Here is a 17,140-nt window from a genome sequence, read left to right on the forward strand (position 1 = left end):
GGCTGATCAGAGTCTTTGCGGCCGCCGAAGGTCAAGGGTCATCGGGAAATCTTCAGAGGCTTCTTCGTTGCGCAGCACATAGCTGGACGGCGTATGGCCACGTGGTTCGAAGCGGGCGAGCCGCCGCGCCTCCGCTTCGTTGCCGTTGACCGGGAAGGTGTCGTAGCTGCGCCCGCCGGGATGTGCCACATGGTAGACGCAGCCGCCGACCGCGCGGCCCGACCAGCGGTCATAGATGTCGAAGACCAGCGGGGTGTTGACCGGTAGCGCCGGATGCAGGCCCGACGCCGGCTGCCAGGCCTTGAAGCGCACGCCGGCCACTGCGATCTCGCGGTTGTCGGTCACCTTCATCGGCACTACGCGGCCGTTGCAGACGACGGCGTGACGCTCCGGGTTGAGCCCATCGGTCTTCACCTGCAGCCTTTCGACGGAGGAATCGACAAAGCGTACGGTGCCGCCGATCGCGCCTTGCTCGCCCATCACGTGCCACGGCTCGAGCGCCTGCCTGAGCTCCAGCTTGACGCCGGCATGCTGGACCTCGCCGCAGAACGGGAAGCGGAATTCGAGCTGGGCGTCGAACCATTCCGGACGGAACGCAAAGCCGTTCAGCTTGAGGTCGTCCAGCACGTCGAGAAAATCCCCCCAGACATAATGCGGCAGCATGAAACGGTCGTGCAGCGAGGTGCCCCAGCGCACGAAGCGGCCGTCGAGCGGGTTCTTCCAGGCCCGGGCGATGATGGCGCGCACCAGCAATTGCTGCGCCAGGCTCATGCGCGCGTTGGGCGGCATCTCGAAGCCGCGGAATTCGACCAGCCCGAGCCGGCCGGTCGGCCCGTCCGGCGAAAACAATTTGTCGATGCAGATTTCCGAGCGATGCGTATTGCCCGTCACGTCGGTCAGAAGGTTGCGGAACAGCCGGTCGACCAGCCACGGCAGGGGTGCCGCGCCCTTGTCCGGATGTGGCACCTGCGCCATCGCGATTTCGAGTTCGTAGAGCGAATCGTGGCGTGCCTCGTCGAAGCGCGGCGCCTGGCTGGTCGGGCCGATGAACAGGCCGGAGAAAAGGTAGGACAGCGACGGATGTCGCTGCCATTGCAGCACCAGGCTCTTCAACAGGTCGGGGCGGCGCAGGAACGGACTGTCATTGGGCGTGGCGCCGCCGACGACGACGTGGTTGCCGCCGCCGGTGCCGGTGTGGCGGCCGTCGATCATGAACTTGTCGGCGCCAAGCCGCGTCTGCCGCGCCTCTTCGTAGATCGCCGTGGTCGTCGCCACGCAATCCTGCCAATTCGCGGCGGGGTGGATATTGACCTCGATGACGCCGGGATCGGGTGCGACACGGATGACATTGAGGCGCGGATCGTGCGGCGGGCCGTAGCCCTCGATGTGCACCGGCAGGCCGATCGCCCTTGCCGCCTTCTCCGCCGCCGCCACCAGTTCGAGATAGTCCTCCAGCGCCTCGACCGGCGGCATGAACACACAAAGCCGTCCGTCGCGCGGCTCGACCGAAAGGGCCGTGCGCACGGCGCCGCCGATCTCGGTAATCTCCTGTTCAACGCGGTCCTGCTGGCCAGTAACGGCCGTAAAGGAGACCGCCTGCTGGCGTCGCGCCATCTCGTCGGCGCCCTCCAGTTCGGCCGCAGCGGGCGACGAAGCAGAACCGGGCAAGATCGCCTCACGCGCCGGCAGTGGTCCGCGCGGCAGCGATGGATCGACCGGGACTATGTAGGGGAACTGCGCCGGCGGCACATAGGGCAGCGTGCCGAGCGGCAGGCGGTAGCCGACCGGCGAATCGCCGGGCACCAGGAACAGCCTGCCGCGCCGCGTCTTCCATTTCTCCGAGCGCCAGCGCGGTCCGGAAGCCTGGCTGTTCCAGCGCTGGACGGGCAGCACATAGCCCGACGGCTTGGTCAGCCCGCGTTCGAACACCCGCGCCATGCGGCTGCGCTCCTCCGGATCCTCCAGCTTCGAATTGGAAGGATCGACGTTGTCAGGCAGCTTGCCTTCCTTGAGCAGCCACTCGGCCGGATCCTCATAGGCTTCGCTGACCATGGTCTTGTCGATGCCGAGTTCGTCGGCGATCGCCGTCAGCAGGCCTTCGGCCTGCTTCGGTCCGACATCCGCCTCGCTCTTTTCATGCGCGATCAGCGACGGGTCGCTCCACACCGGCTCGCCGTCGGTGCGCCAGTAGAGCGAGAAGGTCCAGCGCGGCAGGCTTTCGCCGGGGTACCATTTGCCTTGCCCGTAATGCAGGAAGCCGCCCGGCGCGAAGCGTTCGCGCAGCCGGCGGATCAGCGCGTCGGCCTTTTCGCGTTTGGTCGGCCCGACGGCGGCGGTGTTCCACTCTGCAGCCTCGAAATCGTCGATCGAGACGAAGGTCGGCTCGCCGCCCATGGTCAGCCGCACGTCGCCGGCCTGGAGCGCAGCATCGACCTGGACCCCCAGCGCGTCCAGCGCCTGCCAGCTCTCGTCGGAGAACGGCTTGGTGATGCGCGGATGCTCGGCGATGCGGTCTACCCGCATGTCGAAGCCGAATTCGACATTGGCGAAGCTCGCCATGCCGGAGATCGGCGCGGCATTGCGGAAATGCGGCGTTGCCGCGAGCGGCACATGGCTTTCGCCGGTGAGCAGGCCGGAGGTCGGGTCGAAGCCGATCCAGCCGGCGCCCGGCAGATACACCTCGCACCAGGCATGGAGGTCGGTGAAATCGGTCGCCGTGCCGGGCGGCCCGTCGAGCGCAACGAGGTCGGGTTTGAGCTGGATCAGGTAGCCGGAGACGAAACGCGCGGCGATGCCGAGGTTCCTCAGTATCTGCACCAGGAGCCAGCTGGAATCGCGGCACGACCCCTTGCCGGCGGCCAGCGTTTCCTCGGGCGAGAAGACGCCGGTTTCCATGCGCACGATATAGGCGATCTCGCGCTGCAGCCGCGCATTGAGGTCGACGACAAAATTGACGGTGTTGGTCGGGTGGCGCGCGAGGGTTTTCAGGAATGCCTCCAACAGCGGCCCCGCCGGTTCCGGCGTTCGGTAGATGGTCAGATCGTCCCGGATCTCTTCGGGGTATTCGAACGGAAACGTCTCGGCCGACGGTTCGACGAAGAAATCGAACGGATTGTAGACCGTCATGTCGGCAACGAGATCGACCTCGATCTTCAACTCCGTCACCGGCTCGGGAAAGACGAAACGGGCAAGGAAATTGCCGTAGGGGTCCTGCTGCAAATTGACGAAGTGGTTTGCCGGCCCGACCTTCAGCGAATGGCTGAGCACTTTGGTGCGGGAATGCGGCGCAGGCTGCAACCTTATGACTTGCGGGCCCAAGACGACCGGCCGGTCGTATTTGTAGTGGGTCAGGTGATAGACGGCTGCCAGAATTGCCATGGTGCCCCTGAAGTCGGCGTTTCAAAAGGAGTTCGCTGAACCCTGACACGAATGCTGACCATTCTCCAAGCAGAGATGTTGCGCTGCACCTAAATTAAGCAGCTTTCACAGCTTCACGAAACGGAGCGCCGACCTGGGATTCCGTGGCGTGGCGGCAAGACGTTGCAACGGTGCAGAGCCGAAGGCCGGCGGGTCAGCACCGGGCGCTTCCCGCCGACATTGATGTCAGCAGCACGCGCGATGCTTGGTCGAAAAGAGCTGAAAAGAAAAACCCGCCTCGGTGAGCGGGTCGTCGGTGCGAATTAGCACCATAGCGAAATTAGTAGCATAGCTGCCGGCACAAAGCAAGAACAAAATGTGGCGCCGTTGGCGAAAATTGCCGATCTCCCGCCTTGCGAGGGGAGATGCCAAGCAGTGGCGCTGGAAGCGGAGGACACCTGCCAATGCTAAAAGAACGCCTGCAACCCGGTCTGCGCCCGCCCGAGGATCAGCGCATGCACGTCATGCGTGCCCTCATAGGTGTTGACGGTTTCCAGGTTCTGGGCGTGGCGCATGACGTGGTAGCCTATCTGGATGCCATTGCCGCCATGCATGTCGCGGGCCTGGCGGGCGATGTCGAGCGCCTTGCCGCAATTGTTGCGCTTGACGAGCGAGATCATCTCCGGCGCCATCTTGCCTTCATCCATCAGCCGCCCGACGCGCAGGCTGCCCTGCAGGCCGAGCGCGATCTCGGTCTGCATGTCGGCGAGCTTCTTCTGGAAAAGCTGCGTGCCGGCCAGCGGCTTGCCGAACTGCTTACGGTCGAGGCCATACTGGCGGGCGCGGTGCCAGCAATCCTCAGCCGCGCCCATGGCGCCCCAGGAAATTCCGTAGCGCGCCCGGTTGAGGCAGCCGAACGGTCCCTTGAGACCCGAGACGTTGGGCAGCAGCGCGTCCTCGCCGACCTCGACGCCCTCCATCACCACTTCGCCGGTGATCGAGGCTCGCAGCGACAGCTTGCCGCCGATCTTCGGCGCCGACAGCCCGTTCATGCCCTTTTCCAGGACAAAGCCGCGAATCTCGTTGTCATGCGCGGCCGATTTTGCCCAGACGACGAACACGTCGGCGATCGGCGCGTTGGAAATCCACATCTTCGAGCCGGAGATCCTGTAGCCGCTCGCGGTCTTCTCGGCCCGCGTCTTCATGCCGCCCGGGTCGGAACCGGCGTCAGGTTCGGTCAGGCCAAAGCAGCCGATCCATTCGCCCGACGCCAGCTTCGGCAGGTATTTCTTGCGCTGTTCTTCCGAGCCATAGGCGTGGATCGGATACATTACCAGCGACGACTGCACGCTCATCATCGAGCGATAGCCCGAGTCGATCCGCTCCACTTCCCGCGCGACCAGCCCGTAGGTGACGTAGTTGGCGCCGAGCCCGCCATATTCTTCCGGGATGGTGATGCCGAGCAGACCGGCCTCGCCCATTTCGCGAAAGATCCCGGCGTCGGTCTTCTCCTCGAGATAGGCTTCCTCGATCTTCGGAGCGAGCTTGTCGGCGGCAAACGCCGCGGCGCCATCGCGCACCATGCGCTCGTCCTCCGAAAGCTGGTCCTCGATCAGGAAAGGATCATCCCAGACGAATGCGTTCTTGTCGGCGGCCATGGCTCTCGGTCTCCCAAACTCATGCATGTCGCCCAAAGCTTGCCCGCGGGCCTGACCCGAGGGTGTTCGGCAGCTTGGAGATAACGACATGCATCGAAACAGAAATCTTGAAACGCGCGGCTTATCGGCTCCCGTCCTGAAAAAATCAAACGAAATAGCTTCGCCGATCCATGAGCATTGGTGATGGATGATCAATGTCGAGCGCCGCCGTCTGACCTGGCGGCGCAGCCCGGCTCGCGAAATTACTTCCGCTTCAACGCATCGGCCAAAGCGGCGCCGAACGCGCCCTGCTGCACCGGCCGCTCCGGCTGGCGTTGGGGCGCGGGCGCGCGCGGCACCGGCCTGCTGCCATTGTCGCGCGGCTTCGGTGCGCCAGCGTCGCCATCCTTGCGCATCGACAGACCGATGCGCTTGCGCTTGATATCGACGTCGACGACACGCACCTTGACCACGTCGCCGGCCTTGACCACCTCATGCGCGTCCTTGACGAAACGGTCGGCTAGTTGCGAGACGTGCACCAGTCCGTCCTGGTGCACGCCGATATCGACGAAGGCGCCGAAGGCGGCGACATTGGTGACAGTGCCTTCAAGCTGCATGCCGGGCTTCAGATCTTTGATGTCGTCGATGCCATCGGCAAAAGTCGCGGTCTTGAAGCCGGGGCGCGGGTCGCGGCCGGGCTTTTCCAGCTCCGCCAGGATGTCGCGCACCGTCGGCAGGCCGAAGCGCTCATCGACGAAGACGCGCGGATCGAGCGCCTTGAGTGCGGCGCTGTCGCCCATCAGCGAGCGGACGTCGCGCCCGCAGGCCGCAACAATCTTCTTGGCCACGCCATAGGCTTCCGGATGCACCGCTGACGCATCGAGCGGTTCGCTGCCGTTTGGAATGCGCAGGAAGCCGGCGCATTGCTCGAACGCGCGGGGTCCAAGGCGGGAGACCTTCAACAGTTCGCGACGGCTGGCGAACGGGCCGGAGGCATCGCGATGCGCAACGATCGCCTCGGCCAGCGATGCGCCGAGACCCGAAACCCGCCCCAGAAGCGGCGCTGAGGCCGTGTTGAGATCGACGCCGACGGCGTTGACCGCATCCTCGACCACCGCTTCCAGCGAGCGGCCGAGGCGGTACTGATCGACGTCGTGCTGGTACTGGCCGACGCCGATCGACTTCGGCTCGATCTTGACCAGTTCGGCGAGCGGATCCTGCAGGCGCCGCGCGATCGACACTGCCCCGCGCAGCGACACGTCAAGGCCGGGAAATTCCGCCGCCGCCGTTGCCGAGGCGGAATAGACCGAGGCGCCGGCTTCACTGACGATCACCTTGAGCGGCTTCGGCCCGGACCCGGCAGGCATGTCAGCCAGCATGTCGGCCACCAGCCTTTCGGTCTCGCGGCTGCCGGTGCCGTTGCCGATCGAAATCAGCTCGACCTTGTGCAGCCGGATGAGCTTGGCCAGTTCGGCCTGCGTGCCGCGGACATCGTTCTTCGGCGGGAACGGATAGACCGTTGTCGTCGCCAGCAGCTTGCCGGTGCCGTCCACCACCGCCACCTTGACGCCGGTGCGAATGCCCGGATCGAGCCCCATCGTCGGCCGCGAGCCGGCAGGCGCGGCAAGCAGCAAATCCTTGAGATTGCGGGCGAAGACATGGATGGCTTCTTCTTCGGCCCGCTCGCGCAGATCGCGCATCAGATCGAGCGTCAGGTGCAGCGACAGCTTTATGCGCCAGGTCCAGCCGGCGACCTCCATCAGCCAGCGGTCTCCCGGCAACTGGCGGCCGATGGCGTAGGCGTCGGCGATCATCCGCTCAACCGGTTTCACCGGAGAGGCGTCATCGGCATCGACTTCGACGTCGAGCGACAGAACCTCCTCGTTGCGGCCGCGCAGCATGGCCAGCGCGCGATGGCTCGGCACGTTGGCCCAGCGCTCGACATGGTCGAAATAGTCGGAGAATTTCGCGCCCGCCTCCTGCTTGCCGTCGACGACGCGCGACCGCAGGAAGGCGCGTTCCTTCATGTAGGTCCGCAATCTGCCGACCAGATCGGCATTCTCGGCGAACTGTTCGGACAGGATGTCGCGCGCACCCTCGAGCGCCGCCTTGGTATCGACCACGTCTTCGCTGATGTAGGCCAGCGCCAGCTCGGCGGGTACAGCCGTACGGTCGGCGAGAATAGCTTCCGCCAGAGGCCCGAGCCCGCGCTCGCGTGCGATCTCGGCCTTGGTCCGGCGCTTCGGCTTGTAAGGCAGATAGATGTCTTCGAGTTCGGCCTTGGTGCCGGCCGCAGCGATCTTTGCCTCGAGCTCGTCGGTCAGCTTGCCCTGCTCGCGGATCGAACCAAGGATGGTGTCGCGGCGCGCGTCGAGTTCGCGCAGGTAGGCCAGCCGCTCGGCAAGGTCGCGCAGCTGCGTGTCGTCGAGGCCGCCGGTGACCTCCTTGCGGTAGCGCGCCACGAACGGCACGGTCGCGCCGTCGTCGAGCAAGCCGATCGCCGCCGCAGCCTGTTCGGGCCGCGCGCCGATTTCGGCGGCTATGATGGTTGCGATGCGCTTGATGTCGGCTGCCATGTCGTACCTGTCGCTAGTCGAAACGAGCAGCGACCATAGGCGCAGAGCACTGCCGCGCCAACTGCGCCATTTTCAACCCGGCGAGAGGTCCACAGGAAAGGTCGGGCTGTCTGGATGGATCAGACCATCCGGCTCAGCGCCTCGAAGAAAGATATCATATCCAAATCGAGCGGATCGTCGACCGGTACCGGCTGCGACGACATCTTTGCGATTACCATTTCGGCCTTCGGATTGACGTAAAGCCACTGGCCGTGGATGCCGATGCCGCAGACGGCGCCGCTTGCCGCGCCCGTCTGGTACCATTTGTTGCGGTAGCGGCCACGCGGAAACAGGAACGCCATCGTGCCGCGCCGCCAGGCCTCGGCGTCACCGCCGGTTTCGGTCGTGTCGCGCACCCAGGCTTCCGGCACGACGCGGCGGCCATTGGCTGCGCCGCCTTGCCGCATCATCTCGCCGACGCGTGCAAGGTCGCGCGGCGTCACCGAAATGCCGCCGGCGGTGCGCGCCGTTCCTTCCGTGTCGACTGTCACCGAGGCATCGCCGACGGCGCCGAGCGGCTCCCATAATTTTTCGCGCATCAGATCGGCGAAACGCCGGCCAGACGCACGTTCGAGCAGGATGCCGAGCAGGTCGGAATTGGGCGAACGGTAGCGGAACGTCCGGCCATGCGGCTCGGCCAGACCCTGCAGCGTCATGAGGAAAGTGGCCAGGCTCTCGGTGCCCCCGCCCGGATTCCACAGCATGGCGCGGCGATAGCGGGCGAAGGCGCTTTCCGGATCGAGATAGGCCTCTTCGAAATCGAGGCTGACACTCATGTCGAGCACGTGCCGCACACGCGCATCGCCATAGGCCGAGCCGGCGGCTTCGGGCAGATAGCGGCTTACCGGTGCCTGCGGATCGAAAATCCCCTCGCCTTCCAATATGCCGGCAACAATGGCGGTCAGCGACTTGCTGATCGAAAAGACGAGGTGGCGCGCCCCAAACTCCATATGCGGCGCGGACCAGTCGCCGACGAATTTGCCGCGTTTCATGATCGTCAGCGCGTCGGTATCGGAGCGCCTGAGAAACGCCGCGACCGTCTCCGCCCCGCCTGCAAGAGCGACCTTTTCACCAAGTAACCCGCCGAAATCCTGGGCCGGCGCTTCGCTGCTGCCCGGCTTTGCCGCCACGGCAGCGCTCGGCACCAACTCGCCGACATTCTGGAACGACCACCGGCTGAACGGGCTTTCGCGCCAGTTGCCGAGCAGCACTTGCTTGCGGGCAAAGCCGTATCTGGTTTCGAACGCGGTCTTGCCGGTCATGGTGATCCTGCGGATTTCTTTGAGGTTCAGGCGAGCGCCGCGGCAATGGCATGCACGGCCTTCAGCGTCCCCACCGAATAGCCGATGTTGGTGAAATCCGGATAGCTCGAAAGCTTCACCACGACCATTTTCGTATCCCAGTCGATATGGATCAGCTGCCCGAACACGCCCCGGCACATCAGCGCGCGCGAGCGCGGGTCCTCGATCCAGAACTGGTTGCGGTAGCTGCCTTCCGGCAGGCTGGGACTGAAATCCGGCCCATGCCTGCCATTGCGTGTCGTCTCGATCCAGTCGGCCGGCACGATTTCGCCGCCATTGTCGAGGATCAGCTGGCCGAAGCGGCCATAGTCGCGCAGCGTGGCGTTGAAGCCACCGTCGGCGATGGCGTAGCCGGCGCTGTCGACGGTGAAGCAGGCGCTTTCATCCGCACCGAGCTTTTGCCAGAGTTCGTCCGAAACCAGCTGCGCCAGCCGTTTGCCGCTCACCCGTTCCATGATGAAGGCAAGCACGTCGGTCTCGATCGAGCGGTATTCGAAGGCGGCGCCGTGTGGCCGGATTTTCTCCTTGAGCCCCAGGATCAGTTCGAACATATGCGATGGCCAGCGGAAGGCCGGATCGCTGTCCGGTGGCACCGGCTTCCAGCCGGTGGCGACATCGACCTGGCCGATGTCGGAATAGGGGTCGGTGTATTCCTCGGAAAAGCGCACCCCGCTCGTCATGTCGAGCACATGCTGCACGCTGGCGCCTGCCCAGCCGGTCGCTTCCAGCTCCGGCAGATAGGTCGTCACCGGCAAAGCCGGATCGATCAGCCCGCGCCCGACCAGTATGCCGAACACCGAGGCGGTGACCGACTTCGCCATCGACTGCGAAAGATGCAGCGTGCGCTCGGTCATGCCGTTGAAGTAGCGCTCATAGGCGACCTTGCCGTCCTTGAGCACGAGAAACCCGTCGGTATAGGTCTCATCGAGCAGTCCGGCGAGTGTCGTCGGCTGACCCATGCTGTCGTTCACCGGCAGCGCGTCGAGATCGACCTCGGCGCGCTCGAAGCGATGCCGATGGCCATTGCCGCGCCAGACTTCGACGGTCGGCAGAAATTCGCGGATGTGCTGAAACGCCCAGCGGTTCCATGGCGGCCGGTCCCAGTCGAGCTTCGGCGGCACCATCCGCGGCGGCGAACCCTGCATGATCGGCGGCGCCGGTTCGCTGTTGCGATAAGATTTCATCCAATCCCCTTGTCGCAAAGAAGGGAGGCCGAAGCCTCCCTTCGATCGATCCCACGTCGAGCCTATTTGCGCAGATTGGTCCAGATCTTGTTGTAGATCTCGACCACTTCCGGTGGGCAAGGTGGCACGAATTCCGCAGTCGGCGCACCGGCCGGCGGATTGATTTCCGGCGCGCTGGCGAAGTCCGGCGGCAGGAATTTGTGGCTCCCGGTAATGCCGTTGTCGTAACCGGCGAATTCCGAAATCAGCGCGGCGTTTTCCGGAGCCATGACAAAGTCCTGGAACAGCTTGGCGTTTTCGAGGTTCTTGGCGCCCTTCAGCACGGCCACATTATCCATCCAGCCTTCGATGCCCTCCTTGGGATAGGCGTATTTGATCGCCGGGATTTTCTGGCGCGCACGATAGGTTGCGCCGTTCCACGCCTCCGTGACGATCACATCGCCCGAGGTGATCTTGGTGATGGTGTCGTAGCTGAAGGTCTTCCATGACGGCTTGGCGGCCATGAGAATGTCGTTGACCTTCTTCAGATTGGCCTTGTCGGCGCCGCAACGCGGCACACCGGCATAGCGCTCGGCCGCGTGCATCACGGTGTTGACATCGTCGAGCATGTTGATCTGGCCTTTCAACTCGTCCGGCGGGTCGAACAGGATTGCCAGCGTGTCGATGTCGCCCTTGTATTTGTCGGTGTTGACTTCGAACGCGGTGGTGCCGAACTGCCACGGCACGGTGTAGTGACGGCCTTTGTCCCAGTAGATGTCGACGAAGCGCGGGTCGAGGTTCTTGCCGTTCGGCATCGCATTGGGCTCGGTCTTTTCGAGCAGGCCCTCATCGATCATGATCTTCACGGTGTAGTCGGATGGGACGACGATGTCGTAGCCGGAATTGCCGGCGCGCACCTTCGACAGCATGGTCTCGTTGGAATCGTAGTCGTCCAGCGTCACCTTGACGTTGTATTGTTTTTCGAATTTCTCGATCAGCTTGGGGTTGGTGTAATCACCCCAATTGTAGATGTGCAGCTCACCATCGGCGAGTGCAGGTACTGCCCATAAAAGTGCTGCCGTCGAAACGGCAGCCATCAGTTTCCTAGACATCACAGTCTCCTTTGCCTTCCCATTGACTCACTTGGCGCGGCGGCGCGCGATCAGGAACGATATCGAGACGAACAGGATCGACACCAGCAGCAGGATGGTGGAGATGGCATTGATCTCCGGCGTCATCGGCCGCCTGATCTGGTTCCAGATGTAGAGGGGCAGCGTCGTCTGCCCGGGGCCGGCGACCAGCTGCGTGATGGTGAAATCGTCGAAGGAGACGATGAAGGCGAGCGCCCCACCCGACAGGATGCCGGGAACCAGCAATGGCAGCGTTATGCGCCTGAAAGCATGCCAGGGCGTGGCATAGAGATCGGCCGCGGCAGCTTCGAGCGTCAGATCCATGTCCTCGAGACGCGCCCGGATGGGCATATAGGCGAAAGGAATGCAAAAGACGGTGTGGGCGAGGATCAGATTGCCGATGCCGAAATTGAGCCCGAGAGTGCCCGCGATCAGCGCAAAGAACGAGAGCGTCGCCACCGCCGTGATGATCTCCGGAACCATCAGCGGCAGGTTGATGACCATGAAGGCGGCCGACAGCCCGCGCCACGGCTTGACCCGGGTCATGCCGATCGCCGCCAGCGTCGCGGCGATCGTCGAAATGATCGTGGCGGTGACAGAGATGATCAGCGTGTTCTTGGCGGCGTTGTGGAATTCCTGGTTGAGCAGCGCACTGCCATACCAACCGAGCCCGATGCCTTCCCAACGCGTGACCAGAGACCCGGTGTTCAGCGAGAAGATCATCAGGATCAGGATCGGCGCGTAGAGCACGCAGAGGCAGATGATGGCGATCGAGCGGAAGCCCGGTTGGTCCTTGATATCGGCGCTGCGGGGGTCAGCCATGCCTCATCTTCCCCGACGTGTTACGGACATAGAAGTAGAGCGCCACCAGCACCGCTGCCATCAGGATCAGCGCCTGCGCGCAGCCGAGCGGCCAGTTGCGCCCGGAGCCGAATTGCTGGGCGATGAGATCGCCGATCATCAGGTGGATACCGCCGCCGAGGATCAGCGGCGTCACATAGGCGCCGAGGGCCGGAATGAACACAAGCAGGCAGCCGGCGATGATGCCGGGCAGCGACAGCGGGATGATCACCCGCCATAGCACCTGCCGACGGGTCGCATAGAGATCGTAGGCGGCCTCGACCAGCCGGAAATCCAGCTTCTCCAGGCTGGAATAGAGCGGCAGCACCATGAACGGCAGGAACGAGTATAACAGGCCGAGCTGGATGGCGAAGTTGGTGTAGAGCATGGTGATCGGTTTCTCGATCACCCCCAGAGCCATCAGTGCGTTGTTGATGAGGCCCTCGTCGCGGATGATGAACATGATGGCAAGAGTGCGCACCAGCAGGTTCGACCAGAACGGGATGGTGATCAGCAGCACCCACCAGTTGCGCTGCGCCGGCGGTCGCGTGGCCATGAAATAGGCTGTCGGAAAGCCGAGCAGCAGGCAGATGACCGTCGTCACCACGGCGAAGACGAACGAGCGCAGATAGATGATCAGGAAATCCGGCGTGAACTGCAGCGTGTCGTCGAAGATGTCGCGCTGGAACAGGAAGTTCAGATAGGCGTCGGTCGAGAATTGCCACTGCACGCCGCCATAGGGTGCTGCGGCAAGAAATGAGTAGATGACGATGATGAGAAGCGGCAGCACGCCGAAAATGCCGATGATTATCAAAGCTGGCAACGAAAGCAGGCGGTGGCGCCTGGCGCTGGCCTTCTCCGCCTCTGCTTCGAACAATGCAGCTTGGGAAAACGCGCTCGCCATCAATCCCTCAGCACTTGCGCGGCGTCGTTGCCGATCGAGACGCCGACCTTGTCGCCTCGCTCGAAACCGCAGCCTGCGCTGCGCGTGTTCTGCTGGCGCACGGTGAAGGCTTCGCCACTGTCCAGTTGGACATGAATATGCGTGTCGGTACCGAAATAGACGATGTTTTCGATGGTTCCCGAAAGGTCGCCCTTGCCGCTGGTCAGCTTGGCGTGTTCCGGCCTGACCACCACGGTAGCATTATCCTTCGGCTGGAAGCCTTCAGCCACGGTCGCGTCGATCGTTGCGCCGGATTTGAGGGTCGCGCGAGCCTTGCCGTTGCCGATGTCGGTGATGGCTGCGGTCAGGAAATTGGTTTCGCCGATGAAGTCGGCAACGAAGCGCTCCGCCGGCTTGTCGTAGATGTCCCAGGGCGTGCCGACCTGCAGGATCTTACCGGCCGACATCACAGCGATGCGGTCCGACATGGTCAGCGCTTCCTCCTGGTCGTGGGTGACGAAGATGAAGGTGATGCCGGTCTGGTGCTGCAGCCGTTTCAGTTCGATCTGCATCTCCTTGCGCAGCTTGTAGTCGAGCGCCGACAACGGCTCGTCGAGCAACAGCACTTTTGGCTGCGGCGCCAGCGCGCGGGCCAGTGCCACGCGCTGCTGCTGGCCGCCGGAGATCTGGCTGGTGCGGCGGGCACTCAGCGCCTCCATTTTGACCAGCTTCAGCATCTCGGCGACGCGCGCCTTGATTTCGGCTTTCGGCTTGCCCAGCATCTCCAGCCCGAAGCCGATATTCTCGGCCACCGTCATGTGCGGGAACAGCGCATAGGACTGGAACACGGTGTTGACCGGCCGCTTGAACGGCGGCAGCGGCGCGATGTCGTGGCCGTGCAGCAGGATTTCGCCTTCGCTGGGGAAGTCAAAGCCGGCGATCAGCCGAAGCAGCGTCGTCTTTCCGCAACCCGACGGCCCCAGCAGCGTGAAGAACTCGTTCTCGCGGATCGACACCGAAACCGTGTCGAGAGCGGCGACTTGTGCGTCCCCGGTACCGAACACCTTGCGGACGCCGCGGACTTCGATTGCACTCTTACCCGGCTGATCCGGCACGCACTTCCCCATTTTCATGTCCGCTCTTGTTGGCGGATCCAGTTCCCATTCGATTGTCAGCATATGCCGGTCGGCTTGGCAACCATGCATCTGAATCTCGGTTCAGAACGCAAGCTCCGTGCCATCGTCAGCCCCATCATCAACCTGATGACTGATCTTGCCGCCGCAGATGGTAGTCACCGGATGCACCTTGTGTAACAAACCCGGTTCAGTTGTCTCGATATCGGCCGACAGCACCACCAGATCGGCCAGATAGCCGGTTTTCAGCCGGCCCTTGCGGTGCTCCATGAATTCGGCATAAGCGCCTTCGACTGTATAGCCCGCAAGCGCTTCCAACAGCGAGAAGCTCTGGTCGGGAACGCCGTCTGCCCAAGGTTTGCGCAGCATCGCCGCCTGAATGCCCAGGATCGGCTCGATCCGCGACACCGGCCAGTCGGAAGCGAAGACGACATGCGCACCCGCCTGCTTCAGCGTCCGCCAGGCATAGCTGAGCGGCCATCTTTCGCGGCCGATGCGCGAGAGCGTCGGCTCCAGCGGGAAGTCCATGGCGCCGGGCGGGTGCGGCGGCTGCATCGAGGCGACGACGCCGAGTTCGGCGAAGCGCGGCACGTCGGCGGCAGTGGTGACCTCGATGTGCTCGACCCGGTGCCGGCTGTCGCGTTTGCCGTTCTTCCGCTGCGCCGCCTCGTAACCGTCCAGAACCGCGCGCACCGCGCCGTCGCCGATCGAATGCACGGCGACCTGCAGCCCGCGCCGGTCGGCCTCCACCGCCACCTCGGCGAGATGCTCCGGCGTAAACAGCGGCTCACCGCGCCAGCCCGGCCGGTCGGCATAGTCGTCGACCATGACCGCGGTCCAGCCTTCCAGCACGCCGTCATAAAACACCTTGACCATGCCGGACGACAGCCATTCCGATTGGTAGGAGCTGGCCATGCTCGATGCCTTTTCCAGCCTGTCGAGCGACATGAAATTTTTGAAGTGGAACGGTATCTTGGTGCGGCAGAGCAGCCGGCCTTCCTGCTCCAACCCGGCAAGCAGTTCGAGCTGGTAGAGATTGCCGTCCATGTTCTGGATTGAGGTGATGCCGTGGCGGGCGCACCATTCCAGCCCGCGATGCATCAGGTCGCGGTCGGCCGCGATTTCAGCGGCGGAAGGGTATGGGTCGGGCTCACCGCCTGTCGCGAGGCCGAGCCGAACGCGATTCTGCCCGGAAAGCTCGAGGATCGGCCCGAACGCCTCGCCCTCGCGCAATTCGCCCGCCGCAAGGCCGTCGGCGCCCATGACGATCTCGTTGCCGGGGCCGAGTTGCTTGCCGTGCAGGATGCCTGCCAGTTCCAGCGCCTTGGTGTTGGCCCACGTCGTGTGGTGATCGGAAGCAGACATGGCGAACGGCCGGTCGGGGATAATGCGGTCGAGATGATGGCGGGTGACCGGCTCTTCCTTGGAAAGGATGGTGTAGTCGACGCCGGCCCCAAGCAGCAATTTGGCGTTCGGCCGTGCCGCAGCGTAGGCGCGGATCGCGTCGCTCAGCGCATCGAAGCCATGCACGCCCTGAAGATGCAGATTGTCGAGTTCGGCCGCGCCGCCGAAAAGGTGCATATGCGCTTCGATGAAGCCCGGCACCACCGAACCGCCTTGCGCATCGATGATCTTCGTGGCCGGCCCTTTCAGCGCCTCGATCGTCCGGCGATCGCCAACCGCCAGGATGTTGCCGTCCTTTATCGCCACCGCCTCGGCCGTCGGATTGCCTTCGTCCATGGTCAGCACACGGGCATTGGTGACGATCAGGTCGGCATTTGAACTCATGATTACCCGCGGTTCGGTTGCGCTGCCGGCAGGCTAGACGACCGGCTGCCGGGCCAGCAAGCCATGGCTGGTTGGCCCAGCGCCTTGTGAAAGGCAGTGCAGGACGGTTAGGGTTGCCGCGTCTCACCACGGAACAATTTCATGAAGACTGTTTTTTCGCCTTTCCATGCCGGCCATTCCGGCAATGTCGAATTGATCGCCGGCGCCATCGTGCCGGCTTTTGAAAAGCCTTCGCGCGCCGAGTTCATCAGGGCGCGGGTGGAGAGCGAGAAGCTCGGTCCGATCCTGCCGCCGGAAAGCCACGACCTCGCCGCCGCCAGGAAGGTGCATGCCAGCGACTACATCGATTTCCTACCGACCGTGTGGCCGCTCTGGGAAGCGTCGGGCCGCAGCGGTTCGGCCATTCCCTTCACCTGGCCGACGCGCGGCCTTCGCGGCGACGTGCGCCCGAAAGGCATCGATGCGCTGCTCGGCTTCTACTCCTTCGACGGTGGCGCGACGTTCGTCAAAGGCACATGGGATGCGATCAAGTCGTCCTATGACGTCGCGCTGACCGCCGCCGCGCTGGTCAAGGCCGGTGAGCCTTCCGCCTTCGCCCTCTGCCGCCCGCCGGGGCACCATGCAGGGGCGGCCTTCATGGGCGGCTATTGCTTCATCAACAACGCCGCCGTCGCCGCGCAATGGTTCCGCGACCATGGCGCCGGGCGCGTTTCGATCCTCGACGTCGATTATCACCACGGCAACGGCACCCAGGAGATATTCTATCGCCGCGGTGACGTTCAGGTGCTGAACCTGCATGGCGATCCGATGACCGAATATCCCTTCTTCCTCGGCCATGCCGACGAACGCGGCGAGGGCGACGGCGAAGGCTTCAACGACAATTACCCGATGCCCTTCGGCACCGGCTGGGACGTGTGGAACGCCTCACTCGAGGACGCTTGCACGAGGCTTTCGGCTTATGCTCCTGATGTCGTCGTGGTTTCACTCGGCGTCGACACCTTCGAGAAGGACCCGATCAGCCAGTTCAAGCTGAAGACCCCCGACTATCCCAGGATCGGCCGCCGGATCGCCAGGCTCGGCCTGCCGACGCTGTTCGTCATGGAAGGCGGCTACGCCGTCGAGGAGATCGGCATCAACGCCGTCGGCGTGCTGACCGGCTTCGAAGACCGCTAGAACCGCCGGTGCCTGCAATCACATGGCAGCGCTCGGCAAGCGGTACCGCCTGCCTGACCGATCGTTCAGTCTGCAGCGGCACGCGCTGACCTGCCCGCTATCTTGTTGTTGGACCATGAT

General features: G+C 63.8%; 11 protein-coding genes. 1 reads left to right on the plus strand and 10 read right to left on the minus strand.

What is annotated here, in order from left to right; all coding sequences use genetic code 11:
- Window positions 1–6: 6 nt before the first annotated feature.
- The 10 genes from NKJ73_RS01505 to NKJ73_RS01550 all read right to left on the minus strand — a co-directional run bounded on the left by NKJ73_RS01505 (window position 7) and on the right by NKJ73_RS01550 (window position 15,847).
- The gene (locus NKJ73_RS01505) at window positions 7–3,378 is read right to left on the minus strand and encodes a transglutaminase family protein (RefSeq protein WP_352568092.1); all 3,372 of its coding nucleotides are present in this window, start codon (window positions 3,376–3,378) and stop codon (window positions 7–9) included.
- A gap of 446 nt (window positions 3,379–3,824) precedes the next feature.
- Window positions 3,825–5,015 (minus strand): acyl-CoA dehydrogenase, encoded by a 1,191-nt coding sequence (locus NKJ73_RS01510; RefSeq protein ID WP_352454106.1) that lies wholly within the window; start codon window positions 5,013–5,015, stop codon window positions 3,825–3,827.
- 242 nt (window positions 5,016–5,257) lie between these two features.
- Complete coding sequence (locus NKJ73_RS01515) at window positions 5,258–7,570, minus strand: Tex family protein (RefSeq protein WP_023675457.1); 2,313 nt, start codon at window positions 7,568–7,570, stop codon at window positions 5,258–5,260.
- Between the two features lie 119 nt (window positions 7,571–7,689).
- Window positions 7,690–8,871 carry a serine hydrolase domain-containing protein gene (locus NKJ73_RS01520; RefSeq protein WP_352568093.1) on the minus strand — a complete coding sequence of 394 codons (1,182 nt, stop codon included), beginning with the start codon at window positions 8,869–8,871 and terminating at the stop codon, window positions 7,690–7,692.
- Window positions 8,872–8,897: 26 nt separating this feature from the next.
- Entirely contained in the window at window positions 8,898–10,094 is a 1,197-nt protein-coding gene (locus tag NKJ73_RS01525) for a serine hydrolase domain-containing protein (RefSeq protein ID WP_352568094.1), read from the minus strand.
- A gap of 62 nt (window positions 10,095–10,156) precedes the next feature.
- Window positions 10,157–11,185, minus strand: coding sequence for an extracellular solute-binding protein (locus NKJ73_RS01530; protein WP_352568095.1), 1,029 nt, complete (start codon window positions 11,183–11,185; stop codon window positions 10,157–10,159).
- 27 nt (window positions 11,186–11,212) lie between these two features.
- Window positions 11,213–12,025: an ABC transporter permease gene (locus NKJ73_RS01535; protein ID WP_023675453.1), complete on the minus strand. Its 813-nt coding sequence runs from the start codon at window positions 12,023–12,025 to the stop codon at window positions 11,213–11,215.
- Window positions 12,018–12,947 (minus strand): ABC transporter permease, encoded by a 930-nt coding sequence (locus NKJ73_RS01540; RefSeq protein WP_023675452.1) that lies wholly within the window; start codon window positions 12,945–12,947, stop codon window positions 12,018–12,020. Before NKJ73_RS01540 ends, NKJ73_RS01535 begins: the two co-directional genes overlap by 8 nt.
- Window positions 12,947–14,041: an ABC transporter ATP-binding protein gene (locus NKJ73_RS01545; RefSeq protein ID WP_352568311.1), complete on the minus strand. Its 1,095-nt coding sequence runs from the start codon at window positions 14,039–14,041 to the stop codon at window positions 12,947–12,949. Before NKJ73_RS01545 ends, NKJ73_RS01540 begins: the two co-directional genes overlap by 1 nt.
- Before the next feature lie 102 nt (window positions 14,042–14,143).
- Entirely contained in the window at window positions 14,144–15,847 is a 1,704-nt protein-coding gene (locus NKJ73_RS01550) for an amidohydrolase (RefSeq protein WP_352568096.1), read from the minus strand.
- Between the two features lie 141 nt (window positions 15,848–15,988).
- On the opposite strand from NKJ73_RS01550, the gene NKJ73_RS01555 reads away from it, so the two are divergent.
- On the plus strand, window positions 15,989–17,020 hold the full coding sequence (locus tag NKJ73_RS01555; protein ID WP_352448177.1) for a histone deacetylase family protein: 1,032 nt from the start codon (window positions 15,989–15,991) through the stop codon (window positions 17,018–17,020).
- The last annotated feature ends 120 nt before the right edge of the window (window positions 17,021–17,140 follow it).

This window comes from Mesorhizobium sp. M0074, assembly GCF_040322975.1.
Classification (GTDB): Bacteria; Pseudomonadota; Alphaproteobacteria; order Rhizobiales; family Rhizobiaceae; genus Mesorhizobium.